This is a genomic window from Acidovorax sp. GW823-FHT05D11 (genome assembly GCF_058795695.1).
Window position 1 is genome coordinate 2,587,904 of record NZ_CM179502.1, and the last position, 18,946, is coordinate 2,606,849.

General features: G+C 56.2%; 15 protein-coding genes and 2 riboswitches. Of the genes, 9 read left to right on the forward strand and 6 right to left on the reverse strand.

Translation table 11 applies throughout. The annotated features are described in order from the left end of the window. Positions 1-255 precede the first annotated feature (255 nt). The 8 genes from AC3RCE_RS12110 to AC3RCE_RS12145 are packed head-to-tail and all read left to right on the forward strand — an operon-like array spanning position 256 to position 9,210. Complete coding sequence (locus tag AC3RCE_RS12110; protein WP_218295232.1) at positions 256-1,929, forward strand: sugar phosphate nucleotidyltransferase; 1,674 nt, start codon at positions 256-258, stop codon at positions 1,927-1,929. 31 nt (positions 1,930-1,960) lie between these two features. After that, positions 1,961-2,326 carry a GtrA family protein gene (locus AC3RCE_RS12115; RefSeq protein ID WP_492255271.1) on the forward strand — a complete coding sequence of 122 codons (366 nt, stop codon included), beginning with the start codon at positions 1,961-1,963 and terminating at the stop codon, positions 2,324-2,326. Then, positions 2,323-3,018: a glycosyltransferase family 2 protein gene (locus AC3RCE_RS12120; protein WP_492255272.1), complete on the forward strand. Its 696-nt coding sequence runs from the start codon at positions 2,323-2,325 to the stop codon at positions 3,016-3,018. Before AC3RCE_RS12115 ends, AC3RCE_RS12120 begins: the two co-directional genes overlap by 4 nt. Beyond that, positions 3,015-3,623, forward strand: coding sequence for a phosphatidylinositol-specific phospholipase C/glycerophosphodiester phosphodiesterase family protein (locus tag AC3RCE_RS12125; RefSeq protein WP_492255273.1), 609 nt, complete (start codon positions 3,015-3,017; stop codon positions 3,621-3,623). The genes AC3RCE_RS12120 and AC3RCE_RS12125 overlap by 4 nt, the downstream gene beginning before the upstream one ends. After that, positions 3,620-5,674: a uridine kinase gene (locus AC3RCE_RS12130; protein WP_492255274.1), complete on the forward strand. Its 2,055-nt coding sequence runs from the start codon at positions 3,620-3,622 to the stop codon at positions 5,672-5,674. The genes AC3RCE_RS12125 and AC3RCE_RS12130 overlap by 4 nt, the downstream gene beginning before the upstream one ends. Next, positions 5,671-6,414: an HAD family hydrolase gene (locus tag AC3RCE_RS12135; protein ID WP_218295227.1), complete on the forward strand. Its 744-nt coding sequence runs from the start codon at positions 5,671-5,673 to the stop codon at positions 6,412-6,414. The genes AC3RCE_RS12130 and AC3RCE_RS12135 overlap by 4 nt, the downstream gene beginning before the upstream one ends. A gap of 1 nt (position 6,415) precedes the next feature. Continuing rightward, positions 6,416-7,468 (forward strand): class II aldolase/adducin family protein, encoded by a 1,053-nt coding sequence (locus AC3RCE_RS12140; protein ID WP_492255378.1) that lies wholly within the window; start codon positions 6,416-6,418, stop codon positions 7,466-7,468. Then, the gene (locus AC3RCE_RS12145) at positions 7,465-9,210 is read left to right on the forward strand and encodes a hypothetical protein (protein WP_492255275.1); all 1,746 of its coding nucleotides are present in this window, start codon (positions 7,465-7,467) and stop codon (positions 9,208-9,210) included. Before AC3RCE_RS12140 ends, AC3RCE_RS12145 begins: the two co-directional genes overlap by 4 nt. Before the next feature lie 919 nt (positions 9,211-10,129). Here the strand turns inward: AC3RCE_RS12145 and gcvP are convergent. The 6 genes from gcvP to AC3RCE_RS12175 form a co-directional block, all read right to left on the reverse strand. After that, positions 10,130-13,039: an aminomethyl-transferring glycine dehydrogenase gene (gene gcvP, locus AC3RCE_RS12150; RefSeq protein ID WP_492255276.1), complete on the reverse strand. Its 2,910-nt coding sequence runs from the start codon at positions 13,037-13,039 to the stop codon at positions 10,130-10,132. A 70-nt stretch (positions 13,040-13,109) separates the two neighbouring features. Continuing rightward, on the reverse strand, positions 13,110-13,484 hold the full coding sequence (gene gcvH, locus AC3RCE_RS12155; protein ID WP_218295223.1) for a glycine cleavage system protein GcvH: 375 nt from the start codon (positions 13,482-13,484) through the stop codon (positions 13,110-13,112). Between the two features lie 84 nt (positions 13,485-13,568). Continuing rightward, positions 13,569-14,702: a glycine cleavage system aminomethyltransferase GcvT gene (gcvT, locus tag AC3RCE_RS12160; RefSeq protein ID WP_492255277.1), complete on the reverse strand. Its 1,134-nt coding sequence runs from the start codon at positions 14,700-14,702 to the stop codon at positions 13,569-13,571. Positions 14,703-14,748: 46 nt separating this feature from the next. Further along, a riboswitch (glycine riboswitch) is annotated at positions 14,749-14,870 on the reverse strand. Between the two features lie 13 nt (positions 14,871-14,883). Beyond that, a riboswitch (glycine riboswitch) is annotated at positions 14,884-14,982 on the reverse strand. A 30-nt stretch (positions 14,983-15,012) separates the two neighbouring features. Next, on the reverse strand, positions 15,013-16,308 hold the full coding sequence (locus AC3RCE_RS12165) for a TRAP transporter large permease (protein ID WP_218295221.1): 1,296 nt from the start codon (positions 16,306-16,308) through the stop codon (positions 15,013-15,015). After that, positions 16,305-16,817, reverse strand: coding sequence for a TRAP transporter small permease (locus AC3RCE_RS12170; RefSeq protein ID WP_218295220.1), 513 nt, complete (start codon positions 16,815-16,817; stop codon positions 16,305-16,307). The genes AC3RCE_RS12165 and AC3RCE_RS12170 overlap by 4 nt, the downstream gene beginning before the upstream one ends. A gap of 205 nt (positions 16,818-17,022) precedes the next feature. Beyond that, the gene (locus AC3RCE_RS12175; RefSeq protein ID WP_218295219.1) at positions 17,023-17,997 is read right to left on the reverse strand and encodes a TRAP transporter substrate-binding protein; all 975 of its coding nucleotides are present in this window, start codon (positions 17,995-17,997) and stop codon (positions 17,023-17,025) included. Between the two features lie 448 nt (positions 17,998-18,445). Here AC3RCE_RS12175 and AC3RCE_RS12180 point away from each other — a divergent pair, with 448 nt between their 5' ends. Then, positions 18,446-18,904: an Lrp/AsnC family transcriptional regulator gene (locus AC3RCE_RS12180; RefSeq protein WP_218338721.1), complete on the forward strand. Its 459-nt coding sequence runs from the start codon at positions 18,446-18,448 to the stop codon at positions 18,902-18,904. Positions 18,905-18,946 lie beyond the last annotated feature (42 nt).

The following is an 18,946-nucleotide window of genomic DNA, read 5'->3' on the forward strand; positions in this document are numbered from 1 at the left end:
ACCGCATGTGAGTCTATGCATGTCCGTGAGATCACCCTATGTGCAACTTGCCAGTCCTCTCCGAGGGTGTTCAACCACTGTGGGGGGAACGGTGTCTGCCTTGTCCATAGACCGATTGATAACCGGTGTCGGCCGGCACAAGATTGAACTGCGCAGTTCTCTGCACGATAAGTGTGTTAGTGGGATGAAGAGAGCATGTCGCAATTTGCTGGACCCGCATATTGCATGAGAATTTTAAACATTAAGAGGCGAACTTTGCAAATAGTTATCCCTATGTCAGGTTTTGGAGAAAGATTTCGTCGCGCCGGTTATGAAGTTCCGAAACCACTGATAGAAATTGAAGGAAAACCGATTGTGGCGCATGTCATTGACATGTTCCCGGGTGAAGAAAACTTCGTTTTTATCTGCAATCAGGCACATCTGGATGAGCCATCATACCGTATGGAAGCAATTTTGCGGCAATATTGCCCATCAGGAAAAATTGTTGGCATACCGCCGCACAAGCTCGGTCCGGTAAATGCGATTCGTCAAGTTGCACATCTGCTTGACCCAAAGCAGGAAGTAGTCATTAATTATTGTGATTTCACGTGTTACTGGGATTGGCATAACTTTAAGGATTTTGTTAAACAGACGGGCTGTTCAGGAGCTGTACCAGCCTATAAAGGATTTCATCCGCATTCGTTGGGGAATACAAACTACGCATACATGCTCGAAAAAGACGGATGGATGCAGGATATCCAGGAAAAGAAACCATACACATCCGACCGCATGAATGAGTATGCATCAAGTGGTACATATTATTTTTCATCTGCACAGCTTATGAGCCGGGCATTTGACGCGGTGATTGATCGGGATCTGAATGTTGGGGGCGAATATTATGTAAGCCTTTCTTGCAAAGTACTGGTTGAAGATGGAAAATCGGTAGCAGTTTATCCATTGCAGCACTTCATGCAGTGGGGTACACCCGAGGATGTTGAAGAATACAATGCCTGGTCAAGAGTATTCAAAGCTTTGATTGCGCCACCGAAGAATAAATCTGTCCCACGTGGGGCTCTGGTAATCCCCATGGCTGGATTGGGCCAGCGTTTTGTGAACGAGGGTTACGTCCAGACTAAGCCTCTTATTCCAGTCTCGGGTCGATCGATGGTGGCTCAGGCTACTCATGATCTCCCCAGCGCAGAGCAGCACGTTTTTGTCCTTCGATCGGATATGGCAGGATACGAGAATATAGTTGATGAGCTAAAAAACCTATATCCCGACGCGATCATTAAAAAAGTCGATCATGTTACGGAAGGCCAAGCATGTACCGCGTCAATTGGTGTGGAGGCACTGGTGCAAGAGCGAGGGCAAAGCATGACTCCAATCACCATTGGTGCTTGTGACAACGGAGCGCTCTATGATATGGATATCTTCTCCAGGCTTGCAAACGATCCTCAGGTCGACGTGATTGTTTGGGGTATCCGGTCATATCCGAACGCCACGCGTCATCCGAATATGTTCGGATGGATAGATGCAGAAGATGGCATAGTCAAGCATATTTCGGTAAAAAAACCACTGGATGCGCCTGCCTCTGACCCCGTGGTCTTGGGAACTTTCACCTTCCGTCGTGAAGCGGATTACCGACGCGCCTACGAGCGACTCCTTGAGCGTGATGGCCGGGTTAACGGCGAATTTTATATTGATTCCCTCATTAATGACGCGATCGCGCTCGGCTTGCGATGCCATCTTTTTGAGGTAGACAGTTACTTATGCTGGGGTACCCCGGCGGATCTGAAAACTTTCGAATACTGGCAATCCTGTTTTCACAAATGGACGAGCCACCCTTATCGGCTGGGCCTAGACCCCCGCATACCTCCCGAGCAAGTGGCGGTCCTAGAGCGAGGCTACCAAGCAATCATTCCCGAATTGCCGAAAGATCCGCATGCTTAGACGCGAGTTGACGATATTTCTGGTTGTCGGCGTGACTACAGTTATCCTGGATTTTTTGACTTACCGCAGTATTGTCGCTTTGGAATTGACCAGGGTCGAAATGGCAAAAACAATTGGATTTTTGGCAGGAACTTTGTTTGCATACTTCGCGAATCGAATCTGGACCTTTGGTCATAAGCCGAAGGTATCCGGCACTATGTGGCGATTCGCAATGTTATATGCAGGGACACTTCTTGCCAATGTTGTTGTCAACTCATTGATGCTGAAATTCTTTAGAGCAAATACTTTTGTAATAAATATTGCATTCATTGTTGCAACAGGGTTTTCGGCTTGTCTTAATTTTTTGGGTATGAAATTTTTCGTTTTCCGCAGTCGCCCTGCGGGGAGGCCTCAATGAAATTTTCCTTGGTCATTCCCTGTTATAACGAGGCAAAAAATATCCCGTTACTTCTGGATCGCTGCAAGACACTGACAGAAGGTGAGAATATTGAGGTCATTCTCGTGGACAATGGTTCCACTGACAATACGAGTGAGGTGCTCGATCGGTTGCTTCCCTCGTATCGCGGGTGCAGAAGTACTCGTGTTGAAATCAATCAAGGATACGGATACGGTATTATTGCCGGGCTGAAGGCGGCGCGAGGAAGCCTACTAGGATGGACTCATGCCGATATGCAAACAGACCCCCAGGACGTGCTTTCCGGTCTTGATCTGTTTGAAAAGCATGGAGAAGATATATTCGTAAAAGGGCGCCGTTATGGTCGGCCCATTATGGATGTATTTTTTACTGTTGGAATGAGTATGTTTGAAACAGTACTTCTCATGCGTCCGATGTGGGACATCAATGCCCAGCCAACAATGTTCTCGCGAAGATTCTTTGAATCTTGGGAAAGTGCTCCAACAGATTTTTCCCTTGATCTTTATGCATACTATGAAGCTCAGGAGCAAAAGATCAAGGTGTATCGTTTTCCGGTTGCGTTTGGCGAGAGAGCGCATGGCTTTTCGCACTGGAATATAAATTGGGCAGCAAAGAAAAAATTTATAAAAAGAACCATTGATTTCAGCTTCCAATTGAGGAAAAGAGCCAAATGATGGAAATCATCTCTCATCGTCGTAACACAATAACAGAGTTGATATCGACCGATTCGAAGTATGGTGTGGAAGTTGACGTCAGAACGGATCATGGGCAACTTATTATCCACCATGATCCCTGCAAGCCCGGGGAATCTTTCGAGGAGTGGATTGGTCTATATCGACACGGCACTCTTATACTCAATGTGAAAGAAGAGGGGTTGGAGCCATATCTCATCTCATTGATGAAATCCAACGGCATATCTAATTATTTCTTTCTAGATCAATCGTTTCCATTTATGATTAAGTGGTCTAATGCTGGCGAAAGACGTTGCGCGGTACGAGTTTCAGAATTTGAATCCATCGAAACAGCACTATCTTTGGCTGGTAAAGTTGATTGGGTCTGGGTGGACTGCTTCACGCATTTTTCATTGGAAGAAGAAGAAGCGGGCAGATTAAAAGATGCTGGATTCAAACTTTGCCTTGTTTCTCCCGAGCTTCAAGGCCGAGACGCTACTGTGGAAATTCCCGAACTGGCATCGCTTCTGACGGAGCGACACATCGTGGCAGATGCTGTTTGCACTAAACGCCCTGACCTCTGGGAAGCCACGATTAATTTCAAATGAAAAAGCTGTTTATACATCCATTTTTTCTTTTAGGGCTGATGCTACGGGTGGTGCTGATAATTGCGTTGAGCCCACTACCCATCGCAAACTGGTATGCCCCATTCCTGGATATAGGCACCTCGGTATTAACTGTCGACCCCTGGTCGGTCTGGATGAACCAGGGCGGTGACCTAGTTGCTTTTCCCTATGGATATGCAATGTGGCTGCCGTTCCTTCCTTTTGTGTTTGCGGCGAAGGTCATTGGCGCTCCTTTGGAATACGCCTATGATTTCACACTGCTGTGCGCTGATTTTTGTTTGTTGCTGACGCTTCGAAAACTACTTCCCAATCAACAAAAATTAATTTTGTTGGCCTATTGGCTGTCCCCCATCATTATTGTTGCGAGTTATGGGTTTGGTTTAAATGATCTAATCCCTGCCTTGTTCTTGGTTCTTTCGATGCTTTGTGTGCGCAGAGTGGATTTAAGATGGGGTGGGGCACTTTTGGCAGTCGCAATTTCAGCAAAATTGAGCATGATCGTGGCCGCTCCATTTTTTGCGATCTATTTAATCCACAATCGCGCTCTTAGGCAGCGGGCACTGGAGTTCGCCGGTGGCTTTTCCCTCGCTGTTCTTGTGCTCGGTGGCGCCTTCGTGTTCTCATCTGCGGGCATGCAGATGCTGTTGAACAATCCAGAAATGGAAAAGATATACCAGCTGGCGGTAGGTCTTGCGGGTAATGTTTACATTTTTATTGTCCCCTTGACTTACCTGCTAGTCCTTTACTTGACATGGCGAGTGCGGCGTCTGAATTTTGAGCTGTTTCAAGCCACTATTGGAATGTCATTTTTGCTCGTTGTCGTATTAACACCTTCTTCACCCGGGTGGTTTGTATGGTGCATTCCATTCCTTGTTCTCTATCAAGCGATGAGTGGTCGCATTGCGGTCTTGCTGGTGGGGGCATTTTCAGTGGTATACGTGGCAAGCGCTCTGCTATTAACACCTTTGCATTTCTCGAATGGCAATAAATTCGCGCTTGCCAGCTTGTTTCCCATTACCGCTCCATTAAGTGGGCACGCAGCATCGCTTCTTTACACGATGATGGCTGCAATCGGTGGAATTCTTGCCATCAGAATTTGGAGGGAAACTATCAGTCGAAACGATTTCTTTCGCCTTAGCCGCAACCCTTTTGTTGTGGGAATTGCGGGAGATTCTGGGGCGGGCAAAGATACATTCGCTGATGCGATTTCAGCATTGTTCGGTGACCACTCGACAGTCAAGCTTTCAGGTGACGATTATCACTTGTGGGACAGGCAGAGGCCGATGTGGCAGGTAATGACACATTTGAATCCCATGGCGAATGACCTAGAAGGATTTTGTAACGATCTTGTCTCGTTATCGGATGGAAAAAACATCCTCTTGCGGCATTATGATCATAAAACAGGAAAAATGAGCAGGCCCTTTGTGCTTCACAGCAATGATTTTATCATTGCGAGTGGATTACACGCACTGTACCTTCGTGCACTTCGAGACTGTTATAATCTCAAAATATATCTTGAGATTGATGAAGGGTTGCGTCGCTATTTCAAGATAAGACGTGACGTGCACCAGCGTGGGCACACGCTGGACAAGGTCTTGGGGTCATTCAAGAAAAGAGAACCGGATTCCGAGCAATTTATTCGACCACAATCCAAGCATGCGGATTTGGTCCTTTCTCTGCAGCCGATTCATCCTGGAATGTTAGAAGGTGTGGATGATAAACATCCGCTTCGTTTGAAATTAATTGTAAATACTAGGAATGGGTTCAACGAACTTACTATTCATCGAATTCTCGTTGGCGTTTGTGGCTTGCATGTTGATGTTGTCATGAGCGATGACGGCTCGGACGTGCAACTCACAATTGAGGGAGAAACATCTGCTGAGGATGTTGCCATGGCTGCGGAAATTCTATGCCCTCGTGTTCGTGACTTTCTAGATATTTCGCCAATATGGCAGGATGGTATGTTGGGGTTGATGCAATTGATCACGCTCACCCATATTAATCAAGCTCTGACTACGCGATTTATTAAATGAAGATTATTAATAATGGGCGATTTGATCGTCTTCCCGATGCGATTTTGTTTGACACGGATAATACGTTATATCCGTATGAGCCCGCGCATTTCGCAGCGCAGCAAGCGATCCGGCAAAAGGCTGCAAAAAGCTTTTCAATATCTGCAGATGATTTTGATAAAGCGTTTAGTCAAGCCCGATCAGAAGTTAAAGAGCGTCTAAAAAATACTGCATCTTCCCATAGTCGGTTACTTTATTTGCAGAGGATGTTGGAGATCATGGGATTGGGTTCCCAGGTGCTTCTGGCGCTCGATTTTGAGCAAACCTATTGGCGAACATTTCTGAGCAATGCAATTCTATTTGACGAAGTCAAGGAGTTGTTGGATGATATTCGTCTGCTGGGTATTCCTACTGCCATTGTTACGGATCTGACTGCGCAGATTCAGTTTAGAAAGGTAGTATATTTTGGTCTTGATCACTATTTCGATTATATCGTCACGAGCGAAGAGGCTGGATTCGATAAGCCACACGAAGCACCCTTTGAAATTGCACTACAAAAAATGCGGCCGAAGGGTGCCTGTATTTGGATGATCGGTGATAGCGCTATCAACGATATACAAGGGGCGCGCGAAAAAATCAATGCTGTGACGCTTCAAAAAATTCATCATGGAGTAAAAGTAGGTGAGGGTTTGGCCGAAGCCGATGCTACATTTGGTGAATTTTCTGAGCTGCGACACTTGCTTAGAAAAATAGGTGGCTGAAATGATTGGCTCTAGAACTGCAATGGAACATGATGTCCGGAGTTACTGCGCAAAGATTGGCACGGACCCGCTGCTGGTTCAAGGAGCTGGAGGGAACGCTTCTTGGAAGGAAGGCGATACGCTTTGGATTAAAGCTTCTGGAACTTGGCTGTCAAATGCTGAAAAGGAAAATATCTTTGTTCCGGTTGACTTGAGCGGGCTGAATGCGGCCATTGCGCGGGATTGTTTTTCTGAAACACCCAGAGTTGTAGGAGATTTCACACTAAGGCCTTCTATTGAGACCATGCTGCATGCATTAATGCCGCATCGAATTGTCTTGCATCTGCATGCCGTAGAAGCCTTGGCGCACTTGGTTCGAAAAAATTATCTTGATGATTTACAGGCCCTCTTGAGGAGAGTTGTTGATTTTGCGGCGATAGAGTATCTGAAGCCGGGAGAGTGTCTTGCGCGTGCGACGGCAAAGGTTTTGAGGGGCCGCCCGGACGTGAATGTAATATTCCTGGCAAATCATGGCGTAGTGTTGGGAGGAGAGAGCATCGCGGAAATCGATGATTTGCTTTCTAACCTACTGACGTGCCTTAGGTGTGAGCGAATTATGAAGGATGCTGAATTTCTGCCATTTTCTGCGGCTAGTGCTGTATCTTCTTATATGCCCGTCGATGACATAGGGATTCAGCAATTGGCGCTGGATGACAGGCTTTTTCGTAGACTGCAATCCGACTGGGCCTTGTATCCAGATCATGTCGTTTTTCTTGGACCTGTTGCCCACGTCTACGCATCGGGTGAGACTTTTCAAAACGAAAATTGCCATAGCGATTTTTCTCCTGAGATTGTTTTTATTAATGAAAAAGGAGTTTTTGCCAAGTCGTCGTTTACACAAGCAAAAAAGGCCCAACTTCGGTGTTACTTCGATGTCTTGGTGCGGCAGCAACCCGAATGTAAATTGAATGTTCTGACAGGCGACCAAATTGCGGAGTTGTTGAACTGGGATGCTGAGAAATATAGGGTGACTCTGGCAAAAAGTGCGACAAACGTGAGCTCTCGTCCGGTATGAAAAACGTGGAGCGACTTCGCCAAATGCGTGATGAGTTGTTCGCTGTCAGTGCATTACCGTCACGCGCCGATCTGAGTCCTGATCGGCGCCCCGGGTGGTTGTTTGCTGCCTTAGTTTTGCTCTACTTGATGGGCCAATTGGTGATGCAGCCTAACTGGATGCTGGGCGGTGAAATGTGGGCCGAGATGGCTACCAACTACTATGCTCACGCCGATTCACCATCAGTTTTGCATAAGCTGTTTTCAACGGATGCCGGGTACATTCCCTTTCCTCAGCGGCTGCTTGCTTTTTTGGGAAATCAATTTAGGATTTCCGCCGCCTGGATTCCATATTTCTATACTTGGTCATCGGTTTTGCTTTCGGCCATGTTGGTTGGCGTATTTTGTTTGGCGCCTTTTAGGAAATTGGCAAGCAGTGACTTGCTGCGGTTTTTTGTCGCATTTTCGGTATTGGCAGTTGCAGATTTTGAAACAAAGACCTTTATAAATTTTAGTTATTTTGCTGCTTTTTTTGTGGCAATTGTCACTGCGCTTGCATTGGTAGATGCGGCGGATGAGAGTCCGTGGTGGGCTTGGTTCGCGCCCATCTTTATGTTGTCTAAACCTGCGCTTCTCGCCGCTTTGCCCGCAATGGTTATCGTGGCGATTGTCAGTCGATCTAGGTTTCGCATGATCGCATTCGCCGCCCTTTTGATGGGATTGATCCAATGCGTGCAAATGATCATCAGCTCTCAGTCAGGTGTCATGCCGTTTAGGGAGAACGAGGTAGTTTTGGGGGTGAAAATACTCGCTGCCATTAAGTATTTTTTAGGCTTTTTGGGGATTTTCGCGGTAGGCCCAATTTTGGTGCTTAAAAAATCCATCTTCATGCTTGTGGGATTGATTATTCTATCGCTCAGTTTATATTTGATTGTTTTGAGAAAATCTACTGCCAATGCATTGATTTTGGTTGGGTTGTGCCTTTCGTTTTTTAACTTCCTGTTGAACGCTTTTGCATTGAGTGATTCATGGACCGTCAATGCGGTGAAGCTGTTGGGTATTCCGATTTATAGGCATACCATTGTTGGTTTTTTTGGATCGATTTTGTTGATGTGTGGGGTGTTTTGTCATCTCGGTCGCATGCTTGAGATGCATTGGGATCTGCGTCTCTCGAAGAAGTTGGTGGCGATTTTATTTTTGATCTGGTTCGTTTCAGTGGGTTGGTTCGCATTTTCGATTCGTACGAGTAAAGAACCTCTCTCTCCCACCATAGGTAATTCTCAGTGGCAAGTGCTGGCGCCTGCGATTGAGGATGGGACTACGCCGCTTTGTGTTCCGATAAACCCGTGGTGGAAAAATGCGAATTGGATTTACCAAAGAGGCTGTACTTCTCTGAATCCGCCACCAGCGTGGGAAGATGGGCACCTTCGGGTCAAGGAGAACCGCATTTTTCAAAGCGAGCCGCCCGCAGTTTTGCTAGATAAAAATGTGGTTTCGGCAGCTGTGCTCGTTAAACCGACGACGGCAGGAATGCACTTGGTAGAGGTGAAAATGCGCGTGCAGCTGAAAAGTGGAGATGTCGAATATTTTTCGGGCTCCCGCGAGGTTGATAAGGAGGGCGGATTGATTATGTTGATTGGAAGGCGTGTAGTTGCCGGTAACGAAATTCAACGGGTTAATATAGAATTTAATTTACCTCTTGATGTCGCACGCGGTGTGAGAGACTCCGGCGATTTCCCAGGTGTTGCCTGGATGGGAAATTAGTTAATTTGCGAAACACCCATCTCTGGATGGTTTTTTTATTTGCGCAAGGAATTTCTGTCGGTGAGGTCTTTCGCTTTCCCATTAACCACTGGGCGAACCGAGCCGTGCTTTGAATTGGCGAAGCGCCATCACGTAGCCCATAAGCCATAAAGATGGAGAGGGCGCTTGCGCCTCCATCCCTCAAGGGGGAGGCATTGTTTTTCCTGTGACTGATCTTGGCCGCACCGCGCGGCTTCTGCGCATCCGCTTCGGGCCGATTCTGTGCGTGCTCGTCACCTCGCTAGCCGTTGCTTTCGTCGCTATCTGCCTGCCGGTACACAGCAAGCGTTGCAAGCGCACGCAGCAATAGTGCCAGTCGTTGGCCGCGCTATGGCGTATCACCGCACGGATCGCTGCCACTTGAGGTAGAACTACGCGGTGATCGGCTTCACGGTGTGAATGTGCCGGCTGCTGTGTTTGGTAGGCTGCGACCTTTGGCAACCCGGTGCGCATGGATGGCGAGATGGGCTGTCCACGACGGAGGGGGAGCCGTTAGTTGGCAGCTTATTTTTGCGGGAACTGACTCTCGCGCTGGAAGAAAGCGGTACACACCGATCCCTCCACTAGTCACTAGTTGTACCACTGGTCTCAGCTCCGCAGTCGCTGCCGATGACCCCTGCCGCTTTTGAATATTCGAGGTTGGACCAATGCTGCCCCCTCCCAAGGAGGCAGAGGCACCATCATCGGTGGTCACCCAGCACTACGACCTTGCTATTTCGCCAATACTTCGTACTGCAGCGAAGTACTTGCGCTGAGCTGGTACGGCGGCGCGTGTCGCCCCCCGCAGCCAAGTCGGGCAAATGCCGGATGCGCGGTTCCGGCGCGGCAGGTCCGCAAGCGCTGCGAGTGCTGGTCGCGGCGCTCAAGGCACCGCACGCGGTCAGGCGTAGTCGGACACCGGGATGCAGCTGCACGCCAGGTTGCGGTCGCCCCACACGTTGTCCACGCGCCCCACGGGCGACCAGTACTTGCTGCTGCGCAGGGCGGCCACGGGATAGGCGGCGGTCTCGCGGGCGTAGGGGCGGGTCCACTGCGCGCCCAGCAGGCTTTGCGCCGTGTGCGGCGCGTTCTTGAGCGGGTTGTCGTCCTGCGGCAGCGCGCCATTTTCGATTTGCCGGATTTCCTCGCGGATGGCGATCATCGCGTCGATGAAGCGGTCGATCTCGAACAGCGTTTCGCTTTCGGTGGGCTCCACCATCAGCGTGTTGGGCACGGGGAAGGACAGCGTGGGCGCATGGAAGCCGTAGTCGATCAGGCGCTTGGCCACGTCCTCGGCCATCACGCCGCTGGTGTCCTTGAGGCCGCGCAGGTCCAGGATGCACTCGTGCGCCACATGGCCGTTGGCCGAGGCGTAGAGCGTGGGGTAGTGGTCCTTCAGGCGCGCGCTGATGTAGTTGGCGCTGAGGATGGCTGTCTCGGTCGCGGCCTGCAGGCCCTCGGCACCCATCATGCGGCAGTACATCCAGCTGATGGGCAGCACCGCGGCGTTGCCCAGCGGGGCGGCGCTGACGGGGCCGACCTTGCCGGCGCTCGGCTCCAGGGGCTGGTCGCCACGGCCGGGCTGGCCGGGCAGGTAGGGCACGAGGTCTTCCACCACGCACACGGGGCCCACGCCGGGGCCGCCGCCGCCATGGGGAATGCAGAAGGTCTTGTGCAGGTTCAGGTGGCTCACGTCGCCGCCGAACTCGCCGGGGGCGGCCACGCCCACCAGGGCGTTCATGTTGGCGCCGTCCACGTAGACGCGCCCGCCGTGGCTGTGCACCAGGGCACACAGCTCCTTCACCTGGGTCTCGAACACGCCGTGCGTGCTGGGGTAGGTGATCATCACGCAGGCAATGTGCGCGCTGTGCAGCTCGCACTTGGCCTTCAGGTCCGCCAGGTCCACGTTGCCATTGGCGTCGCAGGCCGTCACCACCACCTGCATGCCCACCATCTGGGCACTGGCGGGGTTGGTGCCGTGCGCGCTGCTGGGGATCAGGCAGATGTTGCGGTGGCCCTCGCCCTGGGCCTCGTGGTAGGCCTTGATGGCCAGCAGGCCGGCATATTCGCCCTGCGAGCCGGCGTTGGGCTGCAGGCTGATGCCCGCGTAGCCGGTCGCTTCGCACAGCCAGGCACGCAGCTGTTCATCCAGTTCGCGGTAGCCCTGGAGCTGGTCGGCGGGGGCAAACGGGTGCACGCCGGCGAATTCGGGCCAGGTGATGGGGATCATCTCGCTCGTGGCGTTGAGCTTCATGGTGCAGCTGCCCAGCGGGATCATGCTGCGGTCGAGCGCGAGGTCCTTGTCGGACAGCTGGCGGATGTAGCGCAGCATGCCGGTTTCGGAGTGGTGGGTGTTGAACACCGGGTGCGTGAGGTAGCTGCTGGCGCGGCGCAGCCCGGCGGGAATCAGCGGCTCCACGCCGTGCTCGAACGCCTCGAAGGTGGGCAGGGCCTGGCCGTCCTGGGCGAAGATCTTCCACAGCAGTTCGACATCGGCGCGCGTGGTTGTCTCGTCGAGCGAGATGCAGAGGTAGTTCTCGAAGTAAATTCGCAGGTTGGCGCCCATCTGCACTGCGCGAGCAGCTATTGATTTGGTAGCGCCGTCGGTTTTGAGCGTGAGCGTGTCGAAGCAGCCCTGGGGGCGCACGGGGGCGCCCAGCTGCGTGAGTCCCCTGGCCAGGATGGCCGTGTAGCTGGCCACGCGCTGCGCGATGCGTTTCAGGCCGTCCGGGCCGTGGTACACGGCGTACATGCTGGCGATCACGGCAGGCAGCACCTGCGCAGTGCAGATATTGGACGTGGCCTTTTCGCGGCGGATGTGCTGCTCGCGCGTCTGCAGCGCCAGGCGGTAGGCGGGCTGGCCGTGCACGTCCACGCTCACGCCCACCAGGCGGCCGGGCAGGCTGCGCTTGAACTCGTCGCGGCAGGCCATGTAGGCGGCGTGCGGGCCGCCCGCGCCCATGGGCATGCCAAAGCGCTGGGTGGTGCCAACCACGATGTCGGCGCCGTATTCCCCCGGGGGCGTGATGAGCGTCAGGGCCAGCAGGTCGGCGGCCACGATGAAGGCGGCTTGCTTGGCATGCGCCTTGTCCACATCGGCGCGCAGGTTGTCGATGCGGCCGCTGGTGGCGGGGTACTGGGCCAGCACGGCGAAGTAGTCGCCGGCCAGCAGGTCGTTCCATTCCTCGGCGGAGTTGGCCAGGCGCACTTCCAGGCCCAGGGGCCTGGCGCGGGTCTGGATGACTTCGATGGTCTGCGGGTGCGCGTCGCCGGCCACCACGAACACATTGCTCTTGCTCTTGACCGAGCGCCTGGCCAGGGTCATGGCCTCGGCGGCGGCCGTGGCTTCATCCAGCATGGATGCGTTGGCGATCGGCATGCCGGTCAGGTCGCACACCATGGTCTGGAAGTTGACCAGCGCCTCCATGCGGCCCTGCGAGATCTCGGCCTGGTAGGGCGTGTAGGCGGTGTACCAGGCGGGGTTTTCGAGAATGTTGCGCAGGATGACGCCCGGCGTGTGCGTGTCGTAGTAGCCCTGGCCGATGAAGCTCCGCAGAACCTTGTTCTTGGACGCCATTGCCTTGAGTTCGGCCAGCGCAGCGGCTTCCGTGGCGGGCCGGGGCAGCGACATCGCGCGGTTGCGCGCGATGGAGCGCGGCACGATGCTCTCGATGAGCGCGCTGCGCGAGGCTTCGCCGATCACGGACAGCATGTGGGCTTCGTCGGCTGCGTCGATGCCGATATGGCGGGGCAGGAACTCGGTGGTGTTCTCGAGTGCGGCGAGGGTGGGCAGGGGGGCTTGGGAGGTCATCGGCGGCGGCACAGTGCAAGGAAACACATTGGCCCGGCGGGGAGGCGCCGGGCCGCGGGGCATTGGAGGGTCAGGCGTTCTTGGCGAACTCGGCGTAGGCGGGTTCGTCCATGAGCGCATCGAACTGCAGCATGTCCGTCACATGGACCTTGAAGAACCAGCCGGCACCCATGGGATCGCTGTTGGCCAGCGAGGGGTCGGCGCGCAGTGCTTCGTTCACTTCGACCACTTCGCCGGTGACAGGCATGTATACGTCGGCCGCGGCCTTCACGGACTCGACCACGCCGGCCACGTCACCCTGGGTGAAGGTCGTGCCGACCTCGGGGAGGTCCACGAAGACCACGTCGCCCAGGGCGTCCTGGGCATGCAGCGTGATGCCCACGGTGGCGGCTTCGTGGTCGGAGATGTCGATCCACTCGTGGTCCTTGGAATACTTGATGGTCATGGGGGAAGCTCCAAAAAAAGGGGTAAACAGAAAAAGTGCCGATGCCAGCCGCCACTTTAGCCGGGCTGGGGCGGTTGCAGAGGGTCAGCCGCGGTGGTAGCGCGCAGGCGTGAACGGCATGGACACCACCTCCATGGGCACGGCCTTGCCGCGCACGATGGCGTTGACGCGCGTGCCGACGGCGGCAAAGGCTGGCGCCACGTAGCCCATGGCCACCGGCTTGTCCACGGTGGGACCCAGCAGGCCGCTGGTCACTTCGCCGATCTTCTGCCCGTCGGGGCCTTGCAGTTCGGTGTGCTCGCGCACGGGCACGCGTTCCAGCGCGACCAGGCCCACGCGCTTGCGCTGCAGGCTGGCGGGGTTGTCGATCTGCGACAGCACCTTGTCGGCACCGGGGAAGCCGCCCGCGCGCGCGCCGCCGGTGCGGCGCACCTTCTGGATGGCCCAGTTCAGCGCCGCCTCGGGCGGGGTGGTCGTGGTGTCGATGTCGTTGCCGTACAGGCACAGGCCGGCTTCCAGGCGCAGCGAGTTGCGGGCGCCCAGCCCGATGGGCTTGACCTCGGGCTGGGCCAGCAGCGCGCGCGCCAGGGTTTCGGCCTGGGACGCGGGCACCGAGATCTCGAAGCCGTCCTCCCCGGTGTAGCCGCTGCGGGTCACGAAGCAGTCGCAGCCCGCAATGGAAAAGTCGCCACCCGTCATGAATACCAGCTTTTCGACGCCGGGTGCCAGGCGCGCCAGGGCGGTGACTGCCTGCGGGCCTTGCAGCGCCAGCAGGGCGTGGTCGGGCATGGGGATGACGTCGCAGCGCTGGCCGATGCGTGCCTGGATGTGCGCGATGTCGCCTACCTTGCAGGCGCCGTTGACGATGACGAACAGGGTGTCATTGCCCTGATTGAAGAACATCAGGTCGTCGATGACCGTGCCTTCGTCGGTGAGCAGCAGGCCGTAGCGCTGCTTGCCCACGGGCAGGTCGATCACGTCGACGGGCATCAGGGTTTCGAACGCGGCAGCGGCGCCGGGGCCGACAAGCTTGAGCTGGCCCATGTGCGAGACGTCGAACAAACCCGCCGCGTTGCGCGTGTGCAGGTGCTCGGCCATCAGGCCGGCAGGGTACTGCACGGGCATGGAGTAACCCGCAAACGGCACCATGCGGGCGCCCAGCTCGGTGTGCAGGGCGTTGAGGGGGGTGGTCAGCAGCGGGGCGGTAGGGGTGGTCAAGGCGGACTCCGGGGCAAATGGTGGCCGCGGCCCCATGGGTCGCGGGATTTGCCCTGCTGTCCGCTTTACCTGAGAGATTCACCGCAGCGCCCTGGCTGGCCGCGCGGCTTGCTCCTTCGGTGGATGGGTGCCGTGCTGCACGGTCCATCTCTCTCCAGCAAGGGAACGCCCGCATCACTGCGGGCGGTTGCCAGTCCTTTTGCCTGAGCGTTCGGCTGCTGCCTGCGCCTTCGGCGGCCCCTTTCGTTGATGGGAAGGGGCTCTCTCCTGACGGCCGCCAGTATATCCGCTGGAAGAAGCCGCGCAGACGCTATTTGATGAACCCGAGCACCTTCGGCAGCCAGGTCGACAGCTGCGGGATGAAGGTCAGCACCACCAGCACCACGCCATGCGCCCACAGGAAGGGCACCAGCTCGCGCACCAGCTGCGACATCGGTACGCGCGAGACGTTGCAGGTGACGAACAGCAGCCCGCCCACGGGCGGCGTGATCATGCCCAGCGTGAGGTTGTAGATCACCACCATCGCGAAGTGGATGGGGTCGATTCCCAGCTTCACGGCCACGGGCGCGAGGATGGGCGCCAGCACCATCACGCCCGGCAGCGGCTCGATGAAGATGCCGAACAGCAGCAGGAAGATGTTCACGATGATGAGGAACATCCACGGCGAGAGGTTCATGCCCACCAGCCAGTCGGCCATCTGCTGCGGAATGCCCTCGATGGTCAGGATCCACGCGAACGCGGCCGACAGCCCGATGATGATCAGCACCGAGGCCGACAGCAGGGCCGAGCGTGCCAGGATGTCGGGCAGCGCCTTCCACTGCAGCGTGCGGTAGACGAACTTGCCGCACACCAGCGCATAGAACACCGCCACCACCGAGGCCTCGGTGGGCGTGAACCAGCCGGCGCGCATGCCGCCCAGGATCACCACCGGCAGCAAAATGGCGGGCAGCGCCTTCCAGGTGGTCTGCAGGATCTCGGCCAGCGGCGGCATCCGGCCGTCGCCCTTGTAGTTGCGCTTCTTGGAGACGTGGAAGTTCACGACGCACATGGCCACCGCGATCAGCAGGCCCGGCAGCAGGCCGGCCACGAACAGCGCACCCACCGACACCGTTTCATCCTGCAGCGCATAGATGATCATGATGATGGACGGCGGGATGATGGGCCCGACGATGGCCGTCGAGGCCGTGAGAGCCGCCGCGTACGAACGGTCGTAGCCGGCCTTGTCCATCATGCGGATCAGCATCGACCCCGGCCCCGCCGCATCGGCCAGCGCCGAGCCCGAGATGCCCGAGAAGAAGGTCAGCGAGACCACGTTGGTGTAGCCCAGCCCGCCGCGCTTGTGGCCCACGAACTGCCCGGCAAACCTCAGCAGCACCTCGGTCAGCGAGCCGCCGCTCATGAGCTCGGCCGCGAGGATGAAGAAGGGCACGGCCATCAACGGAAAGCTGTCGATGCCGGTGAAGGTCTCCTTGAGCAGCACCATCAGCGGGTAGCTCTCGGCCAGGATCAGCGTGGCCGCGGTGGCCAGGCCCAGCGCAAACGCCACGGGCACGCCCATGGCCAGGAACAGGCAGGCCGAAACGATGAGGATGATGGACGCGCTCATAGGGAGGCACTCGCATTCGCATCGAAGTGTTCATCGGCCGCAAAGTTGCGGTCGAGCACGTAGCCGCGCACGATGAACAAAAAGTGCACGATCAGCAGCACGCCGCCGATCAGCATGGCGCTGTAGATGTAGGCGAACGGGATCTGCGTCACGGCCGTCATCTGGAACATGGTGCGCTGCATGTACAGCCAGCCGTACCAGACCATGAAGCCGAAGAAGGCGAACAGCAAGGCCGCGACCACGGCACGCAGGGCGATGGCGCCCGCGCGGGGCAGGGCATCCTGCAGGTTCTCCACCGCGATGTGGCCGCCATAGCGCAGCACGGGGCCGGCGCCCAGGAAGGTCAGCCAGATCATCATGTGGCGCGACACCTCCTCGGCCCATTCGAGCGAGTTGTGGGTGACGTAGCGCATCACCACGTTGGTGAAGATGATGATGGACATGGCCGCCAGCAGCAGGATCAATGCCCAGCGGTTGGCGGCCAGAAAATAGCGTTCGAAGGTTTTCACGGGACGGTCTTGGACAAGGGCGTGCAGGGTCAAAGCAAAAGCGCCCGGCGCCTTGTGTGGGCCGGGCGATGCGGGGCGCGGGTCAAGAGCGGCTCACACAGCCCAGCGAAGCGGTCCTGGCTAGGCGTTGCGTCGCAGACAGTACAACCAGTACGGCAAGACGCAACAACGACGCCAGGAGGGCTGTGTGAGTCGCTCAAAAGAGTTAACGAACGTCCTGGATCTTCTTGATGTTGTCGGCGCCGAACTCCTTGGCGTAGCCCACATAGGCGGGCTTGAGGGCTTCGCGGAAGGCCGCGCCGTCCACCGTCTTGGTGACCTTCATGCCTTGCTGCTCCAGCAGGGCGATGCCGTTGTTCTCGTCGTCGTTGACCTTCTTGCGCTGGGCCACCGAGGCGCTCTTGGCGGCATCGGTAAAGACCTTCTTGTCCGCGTCATTGAGCTTGTTCCAGACCTTGGGCGAGAGCAGCAGCAGCGCCGGCGAGTACACGTGGCCGGTGAGCGACAGGTGCTTTTGCACCTGCGAGAACTTGGCCGACAGGATCACGGGGATGGGGTTCTCCTGGCCGTCCACCGTGCCCTGCTGCATGGCGCCGAACAGCTCGGGGAAGGCCATGGGCGTGGGCAGGATGCCGAAGGTGCGGTAGCCGTCCATGTGCACCTTGTTCTCCATGGTGCGCATCTTCAGGCCCTTGGCGTCCTCGGGCTTGACGATGTCGCGCTTGCTGTTGGTCATGTGGCGGAAACCGTTCTCCGTCCAGGCCAGCGCGATGATGCCCTTGCTCGGGAACTTGGTCAGGATGTCCTGGCCGATGGGGCCGTCCATCACCTTGCGCGCATGGTCGTAGTCGCGGAACAGGAAGGGGATGTCCACGATCTTCACTTCGGGCACGAAATTGCCCACGGGGCCGGTGGAGGTGTTCACCAGGTCCTGCGTACCGAGCTGGATGGCCTCGATCTGCTCGCGCTCGCCGCCCAGCGCGGAGTTGGGGAAGTACTGGCACTTGTAGCGCCCCTGCGTGCCCTTCTCGACTTCGTCGCAGAAGACCTTGGACCCCACGCCGTAGTGCGAATCGGGCGCCGTGGCGTAGCCGATCTTGAGCGTGGTGGTCTGCGCGCTGGCGGTGGCCATCAAGCCGAGCGCAAGGCCCAGGCCCGCAGCGAGGGAAGTCAATTGCATGGTGTCTCCTGTGAGTATGTTTCTTGCCGCGCCCCCTTGCACGCACCAGCGGAAAGGGTGCTGGCAGCATGGGTTGGCGGTCCTGAAAATTATGGCGCTGCAGCATGGCCCGGGGCATCGGGGTTTGTGCTGGTAAGCGTGCTTATTAACGCGCAGGAAGGAGGCAATCGTCGCCGAGGCGACAAAGGCAGGCTGCTGGCCTGGGCCAGGCAAGGGGGAGGGGGAAGGGGGCAGCCGGGCGGCCGCGAAGGTAGGTGCTTGCTTGTCAAGCGCCCCGGTCTGGCGGTAACCAGTCCGGGGCCCTGTCAGTTTGTGCGCTCCGGTAAGAGCGCCTTGATGTCCAAAGTATGCGCTGCAAGGCGCAGCAGTTCTTTCCATCTTTCGCTTGAATTTTCAAATTTGCAGAAAAATTTGCTGCATATGGTGATATTCATGAATAATTGTGGCCATGGACCGCCTTGACAGAAAAATTCTCGCTGTGCTTCAGGGGAACGCCCGTGCCAGCCTGCAGGAGATCGGCCAGGCGGTGGGCCTGAGCGCTTCGCCGTGCTGGGGCCGCATCAAGAAGATGGAGGAGGCCGGTGTCATCCAGGGCTACACCGTGCGCATCAACCCGCAGTCGCTGGACCTGGCGGACACGGTGCTCGTGCAGGTCACGCTGGACAGCCATTCGGACAACACGCTTGAAAAGTTTGGCGAAACGCTGGCCAGCATTCCCGAGGTGATCGAGGCGCATCTGGTCTCCGGTGACTATGACTATCTGCTGCGCATCGTGGTCAAGGACACGCGCGACTACGAGCGCCTGCTGCGCGAGAAGCTCTACAAGATCAAGGGCATACGCCACAGCCGCTCGAGCTTCGTGCTGCGCACGCTCAAGAAGGCAGACCTGCCACTGTTTGCGGGCTGATTCGCCTCAGCGTGGCGCTGCAGTGCAGAGGGAGGGGTTCGG

Coding starts and splice junctions, on each gene's coding strand:
- AC3RCE_RS12120 (WP_492255272.1), top strand. CDS start 2,323: ATGAAATTTTCCTTGGTCATTCCCTGTTATAACGAGGCAAAAAATATC.
- AC3RCE_RS12125 (WP_492255273.1), top strand. CDS start 3,015: ATGATGGAAATCATCTCTCATCGTCGTAACACAATAACAGAGTTGATA.
- AC3RCE_RS12130 (WP_492255274.1), top strand. CDS start 3,620: ATGAAAAAGCTGTTTATACATCCATTTTTTCTTTTAGGGCTGATGCTA.
- AC3RCE_RS12135 (WP_218295227.1), top strand. CDS start 5,671: ATGAAGATTATTAATAATGGGCGATTTGATCGTCTTCCCGATGCGATT.
- AC3RCE_RS12140 (WP_492255378.1), top strand. CDS start 6,416: ATGATTGGCTCTAGAACTGCAATGGAACATGATGTCCGGAGTTACTGC.
- AC3RCE_RS12145 (WP_492255275.1), top strand. CDS start 7,465: ATGAAAAACGTGGAGCGACTTCGCCAAATGCGTGATGAGTTGTTCGCT.
- gcvP (WP_492255276.1), bottom strand. CDS start 13,039: ATGACCTCCCAAGCCCCCCTGCCCACCCTCGCCGCACTCGAGAACACC.
- gcvH (WP_218295223.1), bottom strand. CDS start 13,484: ATGACCATCAAGTATTCCAAGGACCACGAGTGGATCGACATCTCCGAC.
- AC3RCE_RS12165 (WP_218295221.1), bottom strand. CDS start 16,308: ATGAGCGCGTCCATCATCCTCATCGTTTCGGCCTGCCTGTTCCTGGCC.
- AC3RCE_RS12175 (WP_218295219.1), bottom strand. CDS start 17,997: ATGCAATTGACTTCCCTCGCTGCGGGCCTGGGCCTTGCGCTCGGCTTG.
- AC3RCE_RS12180 (WP_218338721.1), top strand. CDS start 18,446: ATGGACCGCCTTGACAGAAAAATTCTCGCTGTGCTTCAGGGGAACGCC.